The organism is Mixta hanseatica, assembly GCF_023517775.1.
GTDB lineage: Bacteria > Pseudomonadota > Gammaproteobacteria > Enterobacterales > Enterobacteriaceae > Mixta > Mixta hanseatica.
Map to the genome: position 1 here is coordinate 3,793,310 of NZ_CP082904.1, position 18,316 is coordinate 3,811,625.

The 18,316-nt window shown below is 53.3% G+C and carries 14 protein-coding genes and 4 tRNA genes; 10 read left to right on the forward strand and 8 right to left on the reverse strand.

Annotated features, from left to right (window positions below):
- Positions 1-25: 25 nt before the first annotated feature.
- A protein-coding gene (locus K6958_RS18030; protein WP_103215986.1) for an IS1-like element IS1A family transposase occupies positions 26-723 on the forward strand; the annotation gives its coding sequence in 2 pieces (ribosomal slippage) (positions 26-275 and positions 275-723; 699 coding nt in all).
- 192 nt (positions 724-915) lie between these two features.
- Here the strand turns inward: K6958_RS18030 and K6958_RS18035 are convergent.
- A complete protein-coding gene (locus K6958_RS18035; protein WP_249892393.1) occupies positions 916-1,473 on the reverse strand; it encodes a type II secretion system protein N in 558 nt (185 codons plus the stop codon).
- An 85-nt stretch (positions 1,474-1,558) separates the two neighbouring features.
- Positions 1,559-3,352: a glycoside hydrolase family 18 protein gene (locus tag K6958_RS18040; RefSeq protein ID WP_249892394.1), complete on the reverse strand. Its 1,794-nt coding sequence runs from the start codon at positions 3,350-3,352 to the stop codon at positions 1,559-1,561.
- An 816-nt stretch (positions 3,353-4,168) separates the two neighbouring features.
- Between K6958_RS18040 and K6958_RS18045 the strand changes: the two genes are divergently transcribed.
- The gene (locus K6958_RS18045) at positions 4,169-4,606 is read left to right on the forward strand and encodes a winged helix-turn-helix domain-containing protein (protein WP_249892395.1); all 438 of its coding nucleotides are present in this window, start codon (positions 4,169-4,171) and stop codon (positions 4,604-4,606) included.
- 246 nt (positions 4,607-4,852) lie between these two features.
- On the opposite strand, the gene K6958_RS18050 is transcribed toward K6958_RS18045, so the two are convergent.
- From K6958_RS18050 to orn, 5 genes are all read right to left on the reverse strand, one after another.
- Positions 4,853-4,928 (reverse strand) — tRNA-Gly (locus K6958_RS18050).
- A 157-nt stretch (positions 4,929-5,085) separates the two neighbouring features.
- A tRNA-Gly gene (locus K6958_RS18055) sits at positions 5,086-5,161 on the reverse strand.
- Between the two features lie 157 nt (positions 5,162-5,318).
- Positions 5,319-5,394 (reverse strand) — tRNA-Gly (locus K6958_RS18060).
- 157 nt (positions 5,395-5,551) lie between these two features.
- A tRNA-Gly gene (locus K6958_RS18065) sits at positions 5,552-5,627 on the reverse strand.
- A gap of 150 nt (positions 5,628-5,777) precedes the next feature.
- A complete protein-coding gene (orn, locus tag K6958_RS18070; protein WP_249892396.1) occupies positions 5,778-6,320 on the reverse strand; it encodes an oligoribonuclease in 543 nt (180 codons plus the stop codon).
- A 152-nt stretch (positions 6,321-6,472) separates the two neighbouring features.
- Between orn and rsgA the strand changes: the two genes are divergently transcribed.
- From rsgA to mscM, 3 genes are all read left to right on the forward strand, one after another.
- Positions 6,473-7,528, forward strand: coding sequence for a small ribosomal subunit biogenesis GTPase RsgA (gene rsgA, locus K6958_RS18075; protein WP_249892397.1), 1,056 nt, complete (start codon positions 6,473-6,475; stop codon positions 7,526-7,528).
- A gap of 104 nt (positions 7,529-7,632) precedes the next feature.
- A complete protein-coding gene (gene asd, locus K6958_RS18080; RefSeq protein ID WP_249892398.1) occupies positions 7,633-8,532 on the forward strand; it encodes an archaetidylserine decarboxylase in 900 nt (299 codons plus the stop codon).
- Between the two features lie 9 nt (positions 8,533-8,541).
- Positions 8,542-11,865 (forward strand): miniconductance mechanosensitive channel MscM, encoded by a 3,324-nt coding sequence (gene mscM / locus K6958_RS18085; protein WP_249892399.1) that lies wholly within the window; start codon positions 8,542-8,544, stop codon positions 11,863-11,865.
- A gap of 41 nt (positions 11,866-11,906) precedes the next feature.
- Here mscM and epmA read toward each other — a convergent pair whose 3' ends face one another.
- Complete coding sequence (epmA, locus tag K6958_RS18090; RefSeq protein ID WP_249892400.1) at positions 11,907-12,884, reverse strand: elongation factor P--(R)-beta-lysine ligase; 978 nt, start codon at positions 12,882-12,884, stop codon at positions 11,907-11,909.
- A 399-nt stretch (positions 12,885-13,283) separates the two neighbouring features.
- Between epmA and K6958_RS18095 the strand changes: the two genes are divergently transcribed.
- From K6958_RS18095 to frdD, 5 genes are all read left to right on the forward strand, one after another.
- A complete protein-coding gene (locus K6958_RS18095; protein WP_249892401.1) occupies positions 13,284-14,843 on the forward strand; it encodes a methyl-accepting chemotaxis protein in 1,560 nt (519 codons plus the stop codon).
- Between the two features lie 186 nt (positions 14,844-15,029).
- Entirely contained in the window at positions 15,030-16,820 is a 1,791-nt protein-coding gene (frdA, locus tag K6958_RS18100; RefSeq protein WP_249892402.1) for a fumarate reductase (quinol) flavoprotein subunit, read from the forward strand.
- The gene (locus tag K6958_RS18105) at positions 16,813-17,547 is read left to right on the forward strand and encodes a succinate dehydrogenase/fumarate reductase iron-sulfur subunit (RefSeq protein WP_249892403.1); all 735 of its coding nucleotides are present in this window, start codon (positions 16,813-16,815) and stop codon (positions 17,545-17,547) included. Before frdA ends, K6958_RS18105 begins: the two co-directional genes overlap by 8 nt.
- A 10-nt stretch (positions 17,548-17,557) precedes the next feature.
- Entirely contained in the window at positions 17,558-17,953 is a 396-nt protein-coding gene (frdC, locus tag K6958_RS18110; RefSeq protein WP_249892404.1) for a fumarate reductase subunit FrdC, read from the forward strand.
- Positions 17,954-17,962: 9 nt separating this feature from the next.
- Positions 17,963-18,316 carry a fumarate reductase subunit FrdD gene (frdD, locus tag K6958_RS18115; RefSeq protein ID WP_249892405.1) on the forward strand — a complete coding sequence of 118 codons (354 nt, stop codon included), beginning with the start codon at positions 17,963-17,965 and terminating at the stop codon, positions 18,314-18,316.

The following is an 18,316-nucleotide window of genomic DNA, read 5'->3' on the forward strand; positions in this document are numbered from 1 at the left end:
ATGATGGTGTTTTTGAGGTGCTCCAGTGGCTTCTGTTTCTATCAGCTGTCCCTCCTGTTCAGCTACTGACGGGGTGGTGCGTAACGGCAAAAGCACCGCCGGACATCAGCGCTATCTCTGCTCTCACTGCCGTAAAACATGGCAACTGCAGTTCACTTACACCGCTTCTCAACCCGGTACGCACCAGAAAATCATTGATATGGCCATGAATGGCGTTGGATGCCGGGCAACTGCCCGCATTATGGGCGTTGGCCTCAACACGATTTTACGTCACTTAAAAAACTCAGGCCGCAGTCGGTAACCTCGCGCATACAGCCGGGCAGTGACGTCATCGTCTGCGCGGAAATGGACGAACAGTGGGGCTATGTCGGGGCTAAATCGCGCCAGCGCTGGCTGTTTTACGCGTATGACAGGCTCCGGAAGACGGTTGTTGCGCACGTATTCGGTGAACGCACTATGGCGACGCTGGGGCGTCTTATGAGCCTGCTGTCACCCTTTGACGTGGTGATATGGATGACGGATGGCTGGCCGCTGTATGAATCCCGCCTGAAGGGAAAGCTGCACGTAATCAGCAAGCGATATACGCAGCGAATTGAGCGGCATAACCTGAATCTGAGGCAGCACCTGGCACGGCTGGGACGGAAGTCGCTGTCGTTCTCAAAATCGGTGGAGCTGCATGACAAAGTCATCGGGCATTATCTGAACATAAAACACTATCAATAAGTTGGAGTCATTACCGGATTCTGCGTAAGCTACCTGGCATCCTGCCAACGGCCCCCATAAATAAGCGACAATTTTAAGATATCTGTAAATTTTCAATTGCAATCCCTGCATGTTAATCAATTGTCCCGCTACGATAATATTCGGGATTGTCCCTTTACATTGACACGTTATATGACCGTTGCGCAAGGCTAATTAATTCATCAATAAGGCGGCACAATAGCCATGCTCATTAACTATTACCCTGTCAGGGAAAATTCTTATAAGGGTAACGCCTTCCCCTATTGAATCATTTATACCATAGCTCTCTTCTTTTCCCTGATAATGGATAACGGCTATATTTTTATTGATGTTATCGCCGCTTAACAGGCCAGACACGCGTGCGGAAAGCTTTGCGGACGGGCAAGAGAGGTAAAAAGCTTCGGTTAACTCATTAGCTGACAAGGCATAACGCTGGTTATACTCTGCTGTATTGGTTAGCGTCAGTTGCTGATGCTGGTATTTAAACAGCGCGGAAGCATTTTTCTGCAATAAACTCATCTGCTTATCTACTTGAGACGAGGTACTTAATGCTTCCTCCGCTAACATTTCATTGTTGCTTATTTTACGCAATTGATAATGGTGATCTTTATAGCTGTTCAGCAACACGATTACTATAGCACTAATAAACAATACGCTGGTTAAACCAGGAAGCAGCTCACCAGATGCCGCACGAAATAATGAAGAATATTTCCAGCTTAGCTTTTTGGCCATGCATTTCCTCATTTTTTTATCATGAAGTAAGAGAGTACTCCTGCCGGTTTAAACCGGCAGGAGTGGCATGGTAGCTTAATAACGCTTAGTTACCGGCGGTAGCGTACGCAGTATGAATAACGCTGGTTGAATATCCTTGCACGCCCGGTTTTCCGCTGGCGCGCAACACTTCAATTTTATCGCCAGCTTTGATCCTGGCGCTGGTAGAGAGTTCTACCCCACCAGTAGCCTCCCGATTTACGGAAGCATAATAAGCGTTACCAGCAAAGGATTCCATTAAGTAATTGCCGTTAAGCAGAACAATATAACGGTTCGCTTTGCTATAAAGCGCCTTGTTTAAGGTTACCGTGACCTTTTCGCTATTGGCAAGGGCGCTTACCGCAACAACCGCATCATCATCGCTATAACGCACATCATCACCGATGGTGATGGTTTGCAGGGCATCCGCGTGGCCTTCTTTATGCAGGGTCAATAAGTCTCCCGGTTTAAATTCATCCGGGGTAAACTGATGAATAATGGTGTTTACATTATCATCATTTTCCACTTTGTAAGAGTAGTAAGCTGTGCCGCCATCAACGGAATAAACGTAATTACCATTCAACTTGACGGTATAGTGATCCTGCATATCTTGATCTGTTGTATAAAGTCGGATTTCTCCGCCTTTTTGATAATCCACCCAGGAAAGCACCGGGCCTTGAGTGACATCAGGAACCGTCAACGCAATGGATTCGCTTATATTACCCTCTGTCTCGCCGCCGGGTTTATTTTCCTCCTGCAGTGCCGAGGCCGCCGCATCGGCAAGGCGTCCTACATATTCAGCCTGCGTGGTTAACGGCAAATTCTGCGTTGACTGGCCTAACGCCCAAACAAAGATACCGCCATAGCCATTTTTTGCCTGCCAGGATGCGCGCTCCAGATTATTTTCCTCTGTTTCAACAAATGGACCTTCAGGCCCCCACTGTTGATTAATCGTGGCGCCTACCAGTACTTTACTTTTATCTCCGATGGCCTTCGCATAGTTTTCCATCGCCACCTGATAGCGGAAATTTTTACCTGCGTCGTAGGTCATTACATTAAAGAAATCGAATAACTTGCTGCTTTTTTTCAGTAAGTTAGTTACTTCACCGTGGTGGGAGGAACGGCTTGGTTCAATATATGAACACTGCTCCATAACTGACGGATTAGCACAATTTTCCGGATCGGCGCCGACATGATATGTTGTCAGGCTAAGCAATTTCTTATTGCCGACCAGTTCACGCAGACGACTAACCAGCGCCAGCAGATTTTGGTTTTCTGTTTCGGTTAAACGGTTGGCCTTTTCAAAGTCGAAATCAATCCCATCAAGGTAAACATCACCGGCGTATTGATAGTTGTTTAAATTGCACGAGCTCTCCCACTCCATTTGGTGGCACTCCCCAACCACCTCCGTCAATTTCAGATTCTTTTTATACACGGGGAAAGGTTTTTCCAGCAGCGATGCCAGGCTCTGAGCAATTTTTTCACGCTGTTCTGGATTATCCAGGTGGCTCCAGATGCTTTCATACGTTTGACCGCCAAAAGCGACCATGACTTTTTTATCGGGATGATCATGTTTCAGCGTAGTCCAACTGACATAAGGTGTCGGCAGGTAGTAGGTATCCCATTCCGGCGGCGTTAAAGCATTTTCTGAGAAAGTGACAGAACCATCAGCAGACCATTCGCCAAAAGAGAGCAGGAAAGTATCTGTTTTAGAGACCGGCAGTTTTTCAGAAAGCTCTGTTGCCGAATAAGAGGTCCACATCGTCAGATAACTTACGACACGATTCTCTGCTGCATGCGTCAAACCCGCTTGCGCGGTAAAAAGGCCGCCAAGCAATAGCGCCATTAATTTTTTATTCATTACATATCCTTTTTATTAATATCCATAATGTTTTTTGATATACCACCAGCTTATAATTGCACTAATTAATAGCGGCGCAATGGCATAAAGAATAGTTTCTATTTGCTACATGTCCTAATCCGGAAAGCGTTATGATCGCCTTATGCTGATATGAGGTGCGTCTTCTCTGGCGTATCCGCCATGAATATAAATAACCTATTACTCCCCAGTGACGCTACATAAACAAACTTAAATAAAGTTAAATTAAGACATTTCGTTTACGCTGCTTCGATCCTAACATCTTAAAACGCGCGACAGGGAACTAATGCTGTAGAGGTAAGGCAATAATGTACAGCGTTAACAACCTTAACCCGCTTTAGCACTCTCTTTGAGCGTCGTGGCCTTAATTAAGAATAACGCAGTTATTTGATATCAACTTACTGTCAATATTATGCGCAACAGCCTATATCAGTTTGATGATTAATTGAGCTATCCACACGGTAAAACGGCTATACCATCAAAACATGCCGATAAAAGCCACCCGGCCAGGCTGCCCGATTCCTTTTCTTTGCAAAAAATCATATAGAGAAAAATTAACAGTAAGTAAGAAAAGGCGCGCAAAAAAAGACAAATCCCTATTGTTACGCTGGGAAAAAATGTCAATATAAATAGCGCACACAATATTTTTCTGTCGTCGCGCTGCGTTAATTATAACTTTTGAGAAAAGCCTGGTAAGCTTAAGCACAGCTTAATATTCATGCTGATAAGCCCATCGGGTAATTTATTATAAACACAACATGCTCAATAAAATAATTATTTGGAAGGAACGATTAAATCATGGGAATAAATGGATCTAAAAAATTTATTATAAACGGAACCGCTATTTTTCTTCCTGATCAAAGGAGCATCGCTTCATTAAATAAAGAAAAAAAGCTTATCCTTTATAATACTGCTTCGCGCTGTTTATTAACGCTGATAGAACATGCCGGGCAAACCGTTTCGCACCAGCAGCTCTATCAGGCAGGCTGGGAATATCATGGCAGAGAAGCAACACCGAATACGCTTTATCAAACCATCTCAGAGATACGAAAGAGTCTCCAACAGGTGGGCCTGGAAAATATCATCTCAACTCAGCCTCGTACCGGTTGGATAATCAATAAGAGCATCGTTATTGTGGAAGTGAATGAAAAAGATCCGGTTGAGTTACCGGCACAACCTAAAAAGTCGTCGTTGCCGTTCTGGAAAGGATTTACCCGCAAGTTTTTTTTCCGCTAGTATCACGCTATTTATACTGCAATGCACAGAAAGTCACCGTACCGTTTGCCAATAACATCATTGCGCAAACGGTATTTTGTTATGTGTAGCGGCCAGAATAGCGGATGAACGGACAATGATGTTTCACGCAAAAGCGCTACGCGAGAAAAGGAATAGAGCTGATTTTTTTAAAAGGAAACTATGTCTGGGGCCGACTTTATGAAAAGCCACATGCGTGAGAGTGGGATTTGAGAAAAAAGAAGAAACTGGAGCGGGAAACGAGACTCGAACTCGCGACCCCGACCTTGGCAAGGTCGTGCTCTACCAACTGAGCTATTCCCGCATAATCTGTGTCTTTCAAGCTGCCACTGTGTTAGCTGCCTTCACTCACCTCAGTCGCTTACTTCAGTAAGCTTCTGCGGATTCGTTCCGTTGCCGCGTTGTTGCAACCCGAAAACCCTGATTAGGATATTCTGTGTTTTTTCAACACCGTTCAAATTTGGAGCGGGAAACGAGACTCGAACTCGCGACCCCGACCTTGGCAAGGTCGTGCTCTACCAACTGAGCTATTCCCGCATAATCTGCGTCTTTCAAGCTGCCACTGCGTTAACTGCCTTCACTCACCTCAGCCACTTACTTCAGTAAGCGCCTGCGGATTCGTTCAGTTGCCGCGTTGTTGCAACCCGAAAACCCTGATTAGGATATTCTGTGTTTTTTCAACACCGTTCAAATTTGGAGCGGGAAACGAGACTCGAACTCGCGACCCCGACCTTGGCAAGGTCGTGCTCTACCAACTGAGCTATTCCCGCATAATCTGCGTCTTTCAAGCTGCCACTGCGTTAACTGCCTTCACTCACCTCAGCCACTTACTTCAGTAAGCGCCTGCGGATTCGTTCAGTTGCCGCGTTGTTGCAACCCGAAAACCCTGATTAGGATATTCTGTGTTTTTTCAACACCGTTCAAATTTGGAGCGGGAAACGAGACTCGAACTCGCGACCCCGACCTTGGCAAGGTCGTGCTCTACCAACTGAGCTATTCCCGCAATCGTAGCCGATTAAAATCTTCATCGGTACGGGGAGCGCATTATACGAGAAAACTTTTGCCCTGCAAGCCCTTGAGGGCAAAAATTTGCGCTTTCGATGCATTTGCTGATTTTAGCGGCAAAATGCCGCTTTTTTAGTCACTCGTGCGGCTACAGCTGTAAAAAATGGCGGCGATAGTAAGCCAGCTCCGCCACTGACTCACGGATATCATCCAACGCCTGATGCGTGCCCGCTTTTTTAAAGCCGGTCAGGATTTCAGGCTTCCAGCGCCGCGCCAGCTCTTTCAACGTGCTGACATCCAGATAACGATAGTGGAACCAGGCTTCCAGCTCCGGCATATATTTAAACAGAAAACGGCGATCCTGGCCGATGCTATTGCCGCAAATCGGCGAAGCGTTAGCCGGCACCCACTGACGCAAAAACTCAAGCGTCGCCAGTTCCGCCTCGCGATCGCCGTACTGGCTCGCCTTAACACGCTCCACCAGCCCGCTTTGCGTATGGGTGCGCACGTTCCAGTCGTCCATCAGCGCCAGCTGTTCAGCGCTCTGATGCACTGCCAGCACTGGCCCTTCCGCCAGGATATTTAAATCGGCATCGGTGACCAGCGTCGCAATTTCAATAATGCGATCGCGTTCCGGATCCAGCCCGGTCATTTCCAGGTCGATCCAGATAAGGTTGTTTTCATTTCCCATGTTTTATCCCGCAGTTGGCACTCTGGTTTATCTGGCTGAACGGGAACCGAGCGCGCAAAGCCGCGCCGCGTTACTCGCCGTAATTCAGCCCAGGGTGTATCATAGACGTTTTGCCCAACAAGGCGAAACCGTCGGAATCCCTGTGAGGAAGAGTGAGTAAAAATAAACTGTCTAAAGGCCAGCAGCGTCGCGTTAACGCTAACCATGAACGTCGATTAAAACAGCGTGCGGATAAGCCTGAACCAGATGACAGCCTGTTTGGTGAAGCGCAGGACGGCATCGTCATTAGCCGCTTCGGCATGCATGCGGACGTTGAAAATAGCGCGGGCGATGTTCACCGCTGCAATATTCGCCGTACCATTCGCTCGCTGGTGACTGGCGATCGCGTTCTCTGGCGCCCGGGCGTCGAAGGCGGCGCAACGGTAAAAGGCATCGTCGAAGCGGTGCATGAGCGCCGTACGGTACTGACGCGCCCCGATTTTTATGACGGCATCAAACCTATTGCCGCCAATATTGACCAGATCATCATTGTTTCCGCCATTGTGCCGGAGCTGTCGCTGAATATTATCGATCGTTACCTGGTCGCCAGTGAAACGCTCGGCATTGAACCACTGCTGGTGCTGAATAAAACCGATCTGCTGGATGACGCAGGGCGCGCCTTTGTGGATGAGCAGATGGATATTTATCGTCATATCGGCTATCGCGTGCTGATGGTTTCCAGCTATGAAAAAGCGGGACTTGCCGATCTGGAAGCGGCGCTTACCGGGCGCATCAGTATCTTTGCCGGTCAGTCGGGCGTAGGCAAATCGAGTCTGCTTAATGCGCTGCTGGGCCTGGAACTAAGCGACCAGACCATCCTGACCAATGATGTTTCCGACGTCTCAGGATTAGGCCAGCACACCACCACCGCCGCACGCCTGTACCACTTCCCTCACGGTGGCGATGTAATCGACTCGCCCGGGGTGCGTGAATTCGGCCTCTGGCATCTGGAGCCGGAACAAATCACTCAGGGTTTTGTCGAATTCCGTGGGTTTTTAGGCGGCTGCAAGTTTCGTGACTGCAAGCATGATACCGATCCGGGCTGTGCGATTCGCGAAGCGGTAGAGAACGGGATTATCGATGAATCCCGCTTTGAAAATTACCACCGTATCCTGGAAAGCATGGCGCAGGTAAAAACGCGTAAAAACTTCGGTAACAGCGAAGACTAATGCTGCAGTTGTGGCATCATCGGCGCGTTAGCCTAAACGGGCTGTCGCTGCTACAATTCGCCCCCTTTTTCTTCAACGTCGTGTGATTAAGCCAGGAGGCTAACGTGTTGGATTCAATTAAACTCGGCCTGAATCATCTGCTCCCTAAAAAGTGGCTCACCGAGCTGGCTGGCTGGGCGGCCGGCAAGCGTGCCGGTTGGCTGACCAAAGCGGTGATTGATATTTTTGTCTGGTTCTACCGGGTCGATATGTCCGAAGCGCAAAAGCCGGACACCGCCAGCTACCGTACCTTCAATGACTTTTTTGTTCGTCCGCTGCGCGATGAAGCGCGTCCGATCGATGCCGATCCTAACCTGCTGGTATTGCCGGCCGATGGCGCCATCAGTCAGCTGGGCCATATTGAAGGCGATACGATTTTCCAGGCAAAAGGTCACTACTATTCTCTGGAAGCGCTGCTGGCGGGCGATCGTCAGATGGCGTCGCAGTTCCGCGATGGCGAATTTGCCACCATCTATCTTGCACCGCGTGATTATCACCGCGTGCATATGCCCTGCAACGGTATCCTGCGTGAAATGATTTATGTGCCGGGCGATCTCTATTCGGTGAATCCGCTTACCGCGCGTAATATTCCAAACCTGTTTGCCCGTAATGAACGCGTTATCTGCTATTTCGATACTGAATTTGGCCCGATGGTGCAGATTTTAGTCGGCGCGACCATTGTCGGCAGTATTGAAACCGCGTGGGCCGGCACTATTACGCCGCCGCGTGAAGGGGTGATTAAACGCTGGAGCTGGCCGGGCGCCGAGGCGGAAGGCGCGGTTGTGCTGCTGAAAGGGCAAGAAATGGGCCGCTTTAAGCTGGGCTCTACCGTTATTAATCTGTTCGCACCGGGTCGCATTAAGCTGGCCGAAAGCCTGGAGGCCGAAACCAAAACGCGTCTTGGCCAGCCGATGGCGATGGCGCTGGCGCGTACCGACGCGGAAACCGTTTTACATCACCAATAAGACTCTAGCGTGCGCCTGATCCTCTGCTTTATTTTCTTTTTGTTTACCCTGCCCGCCTTCGCCGCCAGCGCGCCTGATGCGGCGCAGGTGCGCCAGGAGCTGGAGCAGGCGAAATCCGCCAAATCCATGCCGGCCCAGGCTGAACTGATACAAACGCTGGAATCGGCGTTGAGCTTCCTTGACGCGCGCAACGAATCGCTGGAGCGGGCGAAGCAATATCAGCAGGTCATAGATGACTTTCCTAAGCTGGCGCGCGAACTGCGTCAGCAAATTGCTGGTTTGAATGATAGTACATACTCACTACACAGCGGTATGAGCAGCGCTGAGCTGGATCAGGAGATCTTGCAAATCAGCAGCCAGCTATTGGAAGAGGGACGTCAGGCGCAGCAGGAACAGGATCGCGCCAGAGAAATCAGTGATTCACTGGGCCAGCTGCCGCAGCAGCAAACCGAAGCGCGCCGCGCGCTAAGCGAAAGCGAACGTGGGCTGCAGGCGCCGTCTGCTGCCTCAGGCGCCCTCGCTCAGGCGCAGAGCTATGCACGTCAGGCCGAGTCGGCAGCGTTAAAAGCGCGCGTTGATGAGCTGGAGCTGGCGCAGCTGTCGGCGAATAACCGCCAGGAGCTGGCGCGCATGCGCGCCGAAGTGCATCAGAAAAAAGCGGAGCGGCTGGATGATTATCTCCAGGCGCTGCGCAATCAGCTAAACGGCCTGCGCCAGCATGAAGCGGAACTGGCGCTGGCGCGTACGGAACGATTGGCGGAAAGCAGCGGCAATCTGCCCGCCTCGATCACCGAACAGTTTCACGTTAACCGCGAGCTTTCCGCCGCGCTCAATCAGCAGGCTCAGCGCCTTGATCTGATTGGCTCACAGCAGCGGCAGGCCACCAATCAAACCATTCAGGTACGTCAGGCGCTCAGCACCATTCGCGAGCAGTCGCAGTGGTTGGGCTCCTCTAATTTGTTGGGCGAGGCGCTGCGCGCGCAGGTGGCGCGTCTGCCGGAGATGCCCATCTCGCAGCAGTTAGATAGTGAAATGGGGCAGCTGCGCGTGCAGCGCCTGCATTATGAAGATTTGCTCAGCCAACAGCAGCAGCTGCGCCAGCTGAAGCAGGAAAATGGCGAGCCGCTGACCAGCGAGCAAAACCGTATTCTGGATGCGCAGATAAAAACCCAGCGGGAGCTGCTCGGCTCGCTGATTTCCGGCTGTGATACCTTGATTCTGGAAGTCACCAAGCTGAAGGTGGCGAACAGTCAGCTGGAAGATGCGCTGGGTGAAATTAAAGAAGCGACCCATCGTTATCTGTTCTGGACCGCAGACGTCAATCCGCTCAGCCTCAGCTATCCGCTGGAGGTGGCGCGCGACCTGACGCAGCTGCTGTCGTTGAATACGCTGGGCCAGCTGGGCGGCGCGCTGATGATGATGGTCACCAACCGTGAAACCGTGTTGCCGATTTTGGGCGCGGTGCTGCTGGTTGGTTTCAGCATTAGCTCACGTCGCCATTACAATGCCTTTCTGGCGCGCGCCGCCAGCCGCGTCGGCAAAGTGACCCAGGATCATTTTACCCTGACGCTGCGCACCGTTTTTTGGTCGATTCTGGTCGCCCTGCCCTTACCGGTACTGTGGGCTGCCTTCGGCTTTGGTTTACAGCATGCCTGGCCTTATCCCGTGGCGGTCGCGATTGGCGACGGCGTCACCGCCACGCTGCCGCTGCTGTGGGCCTTTATGATTAGCGCCGCCTTTGCGCGATCTAACGGGCTGTTTATTGTACATTTCCGCTGGCCCCAGCTACGGGTCGCACGAGCGATGCGTTACTACTCGCTCTCTATCGGGCTGATTGTTCCGCTGATCATGCTGCTGATTACCTTCGCTAATCTGGAGGATCGTCAGTTCTCCGCCACGCTGGGGCGCCTGTGCTTTATTCTCATCTGCGGTGCGCTGAGTCTGGTTACCGTCAGCCTGAAACGCGCTGGCATCCCGCTTTGGCTGGATAACGAAGGCAGCGGCGATAACGTTATTAACCGCATCTTCTGGAATATCCTGATCTGTATTCCGCTGGCGGCGGCGCTGGCTTCCTGCATTGGCTATCTGGCCACCGCTCAGGCGCTGCTGGCGCGTCTGGAAACCTCGGTGGCCATCTGGTTCCTGCTGCTGGTGATTTACCATATTATTCGGCGCTGGATGCTGATTCAGCGCCGCCGCATCGCCTTCGATCGTGCACGTCAGCGTCGTGCTGAAATGCTGGCGCACCGCGCGCGAGGCGAGGAAGAAACCACCGCCCAAACGGCTGATGCCGTCGAAATCGATGAGCCGGTTATCGACCTTGATGCCATTAGCGCCCAGTCGCTGCGCCTGGTACGTTCGATTCTGACGCTAATCGCTCTGCTTTCAGTGATTGTGCTATGGTCTGAGATCCATTCAGCCTTCGCGTTTTTGGAAAACATCCGGCTGTGGGACGTCAGCAGTACGGTGCAGGGCGTGGAAAGCCTGCATCCAATTACGCTGGGCTCGGTGCTGATCGCTATTCTGATCTTTATTATTACTACCCAGCTGGTGCGTAATATGCCCGCCCTGCTGGAGCTGGCGCTGTTGCAGCACCTTAACCTGACGCCTGGCACCGGCTACGCCATCACCACGCTGACCAAATATCTGCTGTTGTTGATTGGTGGCCTGATGGGCTTCTCGATGATCGGCATTGAGTGGGCAAAATTACAGTGGCTGGTGGCGGCGCTGGGCGTGGGGCTGGGCTTTGGTCTGCAGGAGATCTTCGCTAACTTTATCTCCGGCCTAATCATCCTGTTTGAAAAGCCGATCCGTATTGGCGACACGGTTACCATCCGCGATCTCACCGGCAGCATTACGCGCATTAATACGCGCGCCACCACCATCACCGACTGGGATCGCAAAGAGATCATCGTGCCGAATAAGGCATTTATTACCGAACAGTTCGTTAACTGGTCGCTTTCCGATTCGGTCACGCGCGTGGTGCTTACCGTGCCGGCGCCGGCGGGCGTCGACAGCGAACAGGTGACCACGATTTTACAACGCGCCTGCGAACGCTGTACTTATGTGCTGGATACACCCGCGCCGGAAGTGTTCCTGGTTGATTTGCAACAGGGCATTCAGCTGTTTGAGCTGCGTATCCATGCGGCGGAAATGGGACATCGCATGCCACTGCGCCATGAGCTGCACCAGCTGATCCTACAGGGCTTCCGCGAACATAATATTGAGATGCCGTTCCCGCCGTTCCAGGTCCGTATGGAGACGGCGGCGAAAAGAAAACCAGCCAGCAACGGCGCGCCCGCGTCACATACGTTTAAATCAGGCGGGCTGTAGCGGTATCGGCAGGCCGTTAATCACGCGCCTGCCGCAAGGCTTTAACAGCGGTCAACCGGGAAAGCGATAACTTCGCTCAGGGATTCCGCTTTCAGCGCCAGCATCACCAGGCGATCAACGCCAAGCGCGACGCCGGAGCAGGCAGGCATGCCGTGTTCCAGCGCGGCCAGCAGATTGTTGTCGATCGGCTGCTGCGGCAGGCCGCGTGCGGCGCGACGGCGATTATCCTGTTCAAAGCGTTGGCGCTGCTCGCGCGCGTCGGTCAGCTCGCGGAAACCATTCGCCAGCTCAATCCCTTTGAAATAGACTTCAAACCGCTCCGCGACGCGATGGTCCTCGGTGCTAATTTCCGCCAGTGCGGCCTGGGTCGCCGGGAAGTGATAAATAAAGGTGGGCTTATCCTGGCCAATCTTCGTTTCCACGCCCAGCATAAACAGCAGCTGCAGCAGCGTATCGCGATCTTCTTCGGCATGCGCTAAATCGCCCACGCCCAGCTTCTCGGCCACTTCTCGCAGCTGCGCCTTATCGGCAGAGAGCGGATCGACCTCCAGATGACGAATAAACGCCTGCTGGTAAGAGAGTGATTCCGCCGGCTGGCACTCCAACACCTGTTGCAGCAGATCGTCCACCTCATTCATCAGGCGATACATATCATAATGCGGGCGGTACCATTCCAGCATGGTGAATTCAGGATTATGGTGACGGCCCGCCTCTTCATTACGGAAGCTGCGTCCCATCTGGTAAATCGGTCCGCTGCCTGCGGCCAGCAGGCGCTTCATATGATATTCCGGGCTGGTCATTAACCAGAGATCTAACCCCTGCGAAGCACCAGGACCGACAAAGCGGGTCTGGAAGGTGACCAGATGAATATCGGTTACCGTTGCCTGACTCATCGCCGGGGTTTCCACCTCCAGTACGCCGCGATCGGCGAAGAAACGTCGAATTTCCGCCAGAATTTTCGCCCGTTTCAACAGGTTAGAGATGGGTGCGCTCGGCTGCCAGCTTGCCGTTTCGCTCATGGGGTTTACTCCTCAGTCAAACAAGGGGATGCAGTCTACTCGTAACGCCGTTGGCAGACAAATTTGCGCTAATAAAATCGACTATTTTTCTTTTTTGCCGCAGCGAAAAATAAACGCCGCCGCTGCCTCCCATTATTGGGTGCCGCGGGCATACAGATTTTTAATCAATGCTTTATCAAGTTTTTCCGAATGCTGCCGATGGTGGGGGGACTCGTTGCGCGAAAACTGGGCTCATATTTAATGCCAGCGAAGGCGGTGTCATCAGCCGCTCTGTTGCAAAGAAATAGCATCAGCCGCTAACGAAGAAGTAACAACCCGACATTCCCAGCATATTGCACTGGGATGAGTGATATTTTTAGCTAGTTGTATTGATCTACTCCATGCAAAGGGATACGGACTATGAGATCGGTAAAGAATATGAAAGTTGGCTTTCGCCTCGGCGCGGCATTCAGTTTAGTAATCTTGCTATTAATAACTGTGAGTGCCACAGCAATAATTAAAATAAATAATATTAATACCGCAGTAGAAAATATCGTTAACGATCGCTATATCAAAGTCAGGCTGGCATTTGACGTGCGCGACGGCGTTAACGATCAAATCAAATACTTGCGCGGCATGGTGATTGATACCAACCGTCCCGAGATGAACCAAAAGCGGTTTGGCCAGCTTGAGCTGGCGACACAGCAAACTAATGAGGCTATTGAAAAAATTTCCCGCCTGCAGGTGACGCCTGTTGGCCAGAAAAAAATTAAGGCGGTAAAAGAGGCCGCGCAGAATTTTGCTGAAGCCAGCCAGCAACTGCTTACCCTGATCCGTGGGGGCAACATTGATGCCGCCGCTGATTATGCACTGCGCAAAATGACCCCGGCGCAAAACGCCTTCCTGGATGTCGTAGTGAAATTTGCTGATTCACAATCCCTACAGCTACAGGGAGAAGGCGCACACGCGGTGGCGGACGCCAACACGGCAATCAACATGACGCTTATCTTCTCTGTGCTGGCCATCGTCGCTGCGGTGCTCCTTGGCTATTTTCTGACCCGCTCGATTGTGCAGCCGCTACGCGCCGCCGTCAGCATTGCGGAAAACGTAGCGGCTGGCGATCTGCGCACGGTAATCAAAGCCAGCTCATCGGATGAAACCGGCCAGCTGATGCAGGCGCTGAAAAAGATGAATGATAATCTTCTGAAAATCGTTACTGAAGTGCGGGCCGGTACCGATCTGATCGCTAACGCCTCCAGTGAAATCTCCGCCGGAAATATGGATCTCTCCTCACGCACCGAGCAGCAGGCCAGCTCGCTGGAGGAAACCGCCGCCGCAATGGAACAGATGACCTCCACGGTTAAGCAGAACGCCGATAACGCCCATCAGGCTAACCAACTGGCGACACTGGCGTCAAAAGTTGCCGTGCAGAGCGGCGATGCGGTGAAACAGGTCGTCAATACGATGGAGACCATCAGTAACTCATCACGCAAAATTGTCGATATTATCAGCGTGATCGATGGCATCGCCTTCCAGACCAATATCCTGGCGCTAAACGCTGCGGTAGAGGCGGCGCGTGCCGGTGAACAGGGACGCGGATTCGCAGTGGTCGCGGCTGAAGTGCGCAGCCTGGCCCAGCGCTCTGCTTCCGCAGCCAAAGAGATCGCACAGCTGATTGAAGATTCGGTTAATAAGGTTGATGAAGGCGGCAGGCAGGTGGCTAACGCCGGCAGCACCATGAATGAAGTATTGACCAGCGTAAAAAGCGTGACGGAAATCATGGGGGAAATCTCCATCGCCAGCACCGAGCAGAGCACTGGTATTGATGAGATTAATGCCACCATTACCCAGATGGACCAGGTGACCCAGCAGAATGCCGCACTGGTTAATCAGTCTGCGGCGGCGGCCCAGGCCATGCAGGAGCAGGCCGCTCAGCTGGCGCAAACGATGCGGGTATTTAAGGTAAACGAAGCTGCCTGACCCCTCTTCACCGCGTTCGCCTTCTGCTCTGGTTTTGCCCGGCGGCAGAAGGCGCATTGCCAATAGGTCGGTTAATCGCATCGCTTTTATCCGGTTAAAACATCGAACACATCAAAATCGCCTTACGTACCCTGCCCTACACTGGCTAACCCGAAAGAGTTACTCCGCGTTCGCAGGGAGGTTTAAGTGCAAAGCATTCAGGCCGATTTAATCATTGTCGGCGCGGGCGGCGCAGGTATACGGGCGGCAATTGCCGCCGCCGCCGCGCAACCGCAGTTGTCCATCGCCCTTGTGTCAAAAGTCTATCCCATGCGCAGCCACACTGTGGCTGCCGAAGGCGGAGCCGCCGCCGTTACTCAGCCCCACGACAGTTTCGATGCCCACTTCCATGACACGGTCGCCGGCGGCGACTGGCTGTGTGAGCAGGATGTGGTGGATTATTTTGTGCAGCACTGCCCGCAAGAAATGATCCAGCTGGAGCAGTGGGGCTGTCCGTGGAGCCGTAAAGAAGACGGCACGGTTAATGCGCGCCGCTTTGGCGGCATGAAAATTGAGCGTACCTGGTTTGCCGCTGATAAAACCGGCTTCCATATGCTGCATACGCTGTTTCAAACCTCGCTTAAATATCCGCAGATTCGCCGTTTCGATGAGCATTTTGTTTTGGATCTGCTGGTGGATGACGGGCGCGTCGGCGGCCTGGTGGCGCTGAATATGATGGAAGGCACGCTGGTGACGCTGCGCGCCAACGCCGTGGTGCTGGCCACCGGCGGTGCCGGACGTGTTTACCGCTATAACACCAACGGCAGCATCGTTACCGGCGACGGCATGGGGATGGCGCTGCGTCACGGCGTTCCCCTGCGCGACATGGAGTTTGTGCAGTACCATCCCACCGGCCTACCTGGCTCCGGCATTCTGATGACTGAAGGCTGTCGCGGCGAAGGCGGGATTCTGGTGAATAAGGAGGGCTATCGCTACCTGCAGGATTACGGTTTGGGACCGGAAACACCGCCCGGCGCGCCCAAAAACAAATATATGGAACTGGGACCGCGCGACCGGGTCTCGCAGGCGTTCTGGCATGAGTGGCAGGCGGGCCGCACCATTTCCACCCCGCGCGGCGAGGTCGTTCACCTCGATCTGCGTCACCTCGGCGCCAAAAAGCTGCATGAGCGGCTGCCCTTTATCTGTGAGCTGAGCAAAGCCTACGTCGGCGTCGATCCGGTTACCGCCCCGATTCCGGTACGCCCGACAGCGCATTACACCATGGGCGGCATTGAAACCGACGCGCGCGGCGAAACGCGCATTAAAGGATTATTCGCTGCCGGCGAGTGCGCTGCCGTTGGCCTGCACGGCGCTAACCGGCTTGGATCGAACTCGCTGGCGGAACTGGTAGTGTTTGGCCGTCTGGCGGGCGAACAGGCGGCGGAACGAGCGTTGGAAACGCCGTCAGGTAACGAACGCGCGTTAGCCGCGCAGGCGAAAGATGTGGAACAGCGCCTGCTGGCGCGCATTAATCAGCCGGGCACCGAACGCTGGTCAGCCCTGCGTGACGAGATGGGCCGCAGTATGGAACAGGGCTGCGGTATCTACCGTACCCCGGAGCTGATGCAGCAAACGATCGCGACGCTGGCGGATCTCAAAACGCGTTACCAGCGCCTGCATATCAGCGACAACAGCAGCGTTTTCAATACCGAGCTGCTTTACAGCCTTGAGCTGGAGCATAGTCTGAACGTAGCCGAATGCATGGCGCACGCAGCCCTGCATCGTAAAGAGTCGCGTGGCGCGCACCAGCGGCTGGATGAAGGCTGCCAGCAGCGTGACGATAAAAATTACCTGCACCATACGCTGACTTTCTTCAACGCCGAAGGCGCGCCGCGCATTGAGACCTCGCCGGTCACCATTACCCGCCTGCCGCCAGCCCAGCGGCTCTATGGCGCACAGGCGGATGCCGTGCAGGCTCAGGAGGCGTCCCATGACTAAACAGCCACCCCTGGATGTCATTATCCAGCGCTATAACCCGGAACAGGACGCCGCGCCGCACGATGAGCGCTTTTCGGTGCCGTGGGATGAGCAGACCTCGCTGCTGGATGCGCTGGGTTATATCAAAGATAACCTGGCGCTGGATCTGGCCTGGCGCTGGTCATGCCGTATGGCGATTTGCGGCTCCTGCGGCATGATGGTCAACGGCATCCCTAAACTCGCCTGTAAAATCTTTCTACGTGATTATCCTGACGGTTTGCGCGTCGCGCCGCTGGCTAATTTTCCGGTTGAGCGCGATCTGGTGGTGGATATGAGCCACTTTATCGCCAGCCTTGAGGCGATTAAGCCCTGGATCATCGGCAATCCACGCGTTCCAGCCCAGGGTGCCAACCGGCAAACGCCGGCGCAGATGGCGCGCTACCATCAATTTTCCGGCTGTATTAATTGCGGTCTGTGCTATGCCGCCTGTCCCCAGTTCGCCCTTAATCCGCAGTTTATCGGCCCGGCGGTCATTGCGCTGGCGCATCGTTACAATCTGGACAGCCGCGACCGTGGGAAAGCGGAACGCATGCCGCTATTGAACGGCGATAACGGCGTCTGGCCCTGTACCTTTGTCGGCTTTTGCTCGGAGGTCTGCCCTAAACATGTCGATCCTGCGGCCGCTGTTCAGCAGGGCAAGGTCGAAAGCGCCAAAGATTATCTGATAGCCCGACTGAAACCGCACTAAGGAGCTGTTAATGATAAGCAAACGCAAACCTTATCTTGCGCCGGTAAAGAGTAGCTGGTGGCGACAGCTGGCTTTTTATCGCTTTTATATGCTGCGCGAAGGCACCGCTATTCCTGCGCTGTGGTTTAGTCTGGAGTTGGTTTTTGGTCTGTACGCTCTGAAAGATGGCCCGGACGCCTGGGCGCGCTTTGTCGATTTTCTCCAGCATCCGGCGACGCTGCTATTAAACCTGATAACGCTGGCCGCCGCGCTGCTGCACAGCAAAACCTGGTTTGAACTGGCGCCCAAAGCCACTATTGTTATCGTCAAAGGGGAAAAGCTGAAGCCGCAGCCGATAATTATCGCCCTGTGGATCGTCACGCTGTTGGTAACGCTGGCCGCTTTGTGGCTGGCGCTGGCAATATAGGAGAAGGCAATGCAACAACCACAACGATCGGATGAGCCGCTGTTTTGGGGGCTGTTTGGCGCAGGAGGCATGTGGGCGGCGGTGGTTTCGCCAGCGGTGATCCTGCTGGCTGGCCTGTTGCTGCCACTGGGCTGGTGGCCCGATGACGCGCTAAGCTATCAACGTATTCAGGCGTGCGCCGCCAGCATCCCCGGGCGCGGGTTGATTTTCCTGGCTATTGTCCTGCCGCTATGGTGCGCGCTGCATCGTCTGCATCACGGCGCGCACGATCTTCAGTTGGCTATTCCCGCCAGCAAATGGTGGTTCTACGGGCTGGCGACGATCCTTACGGTGATAACGGCTATCGGCGTGATAACGCTATAA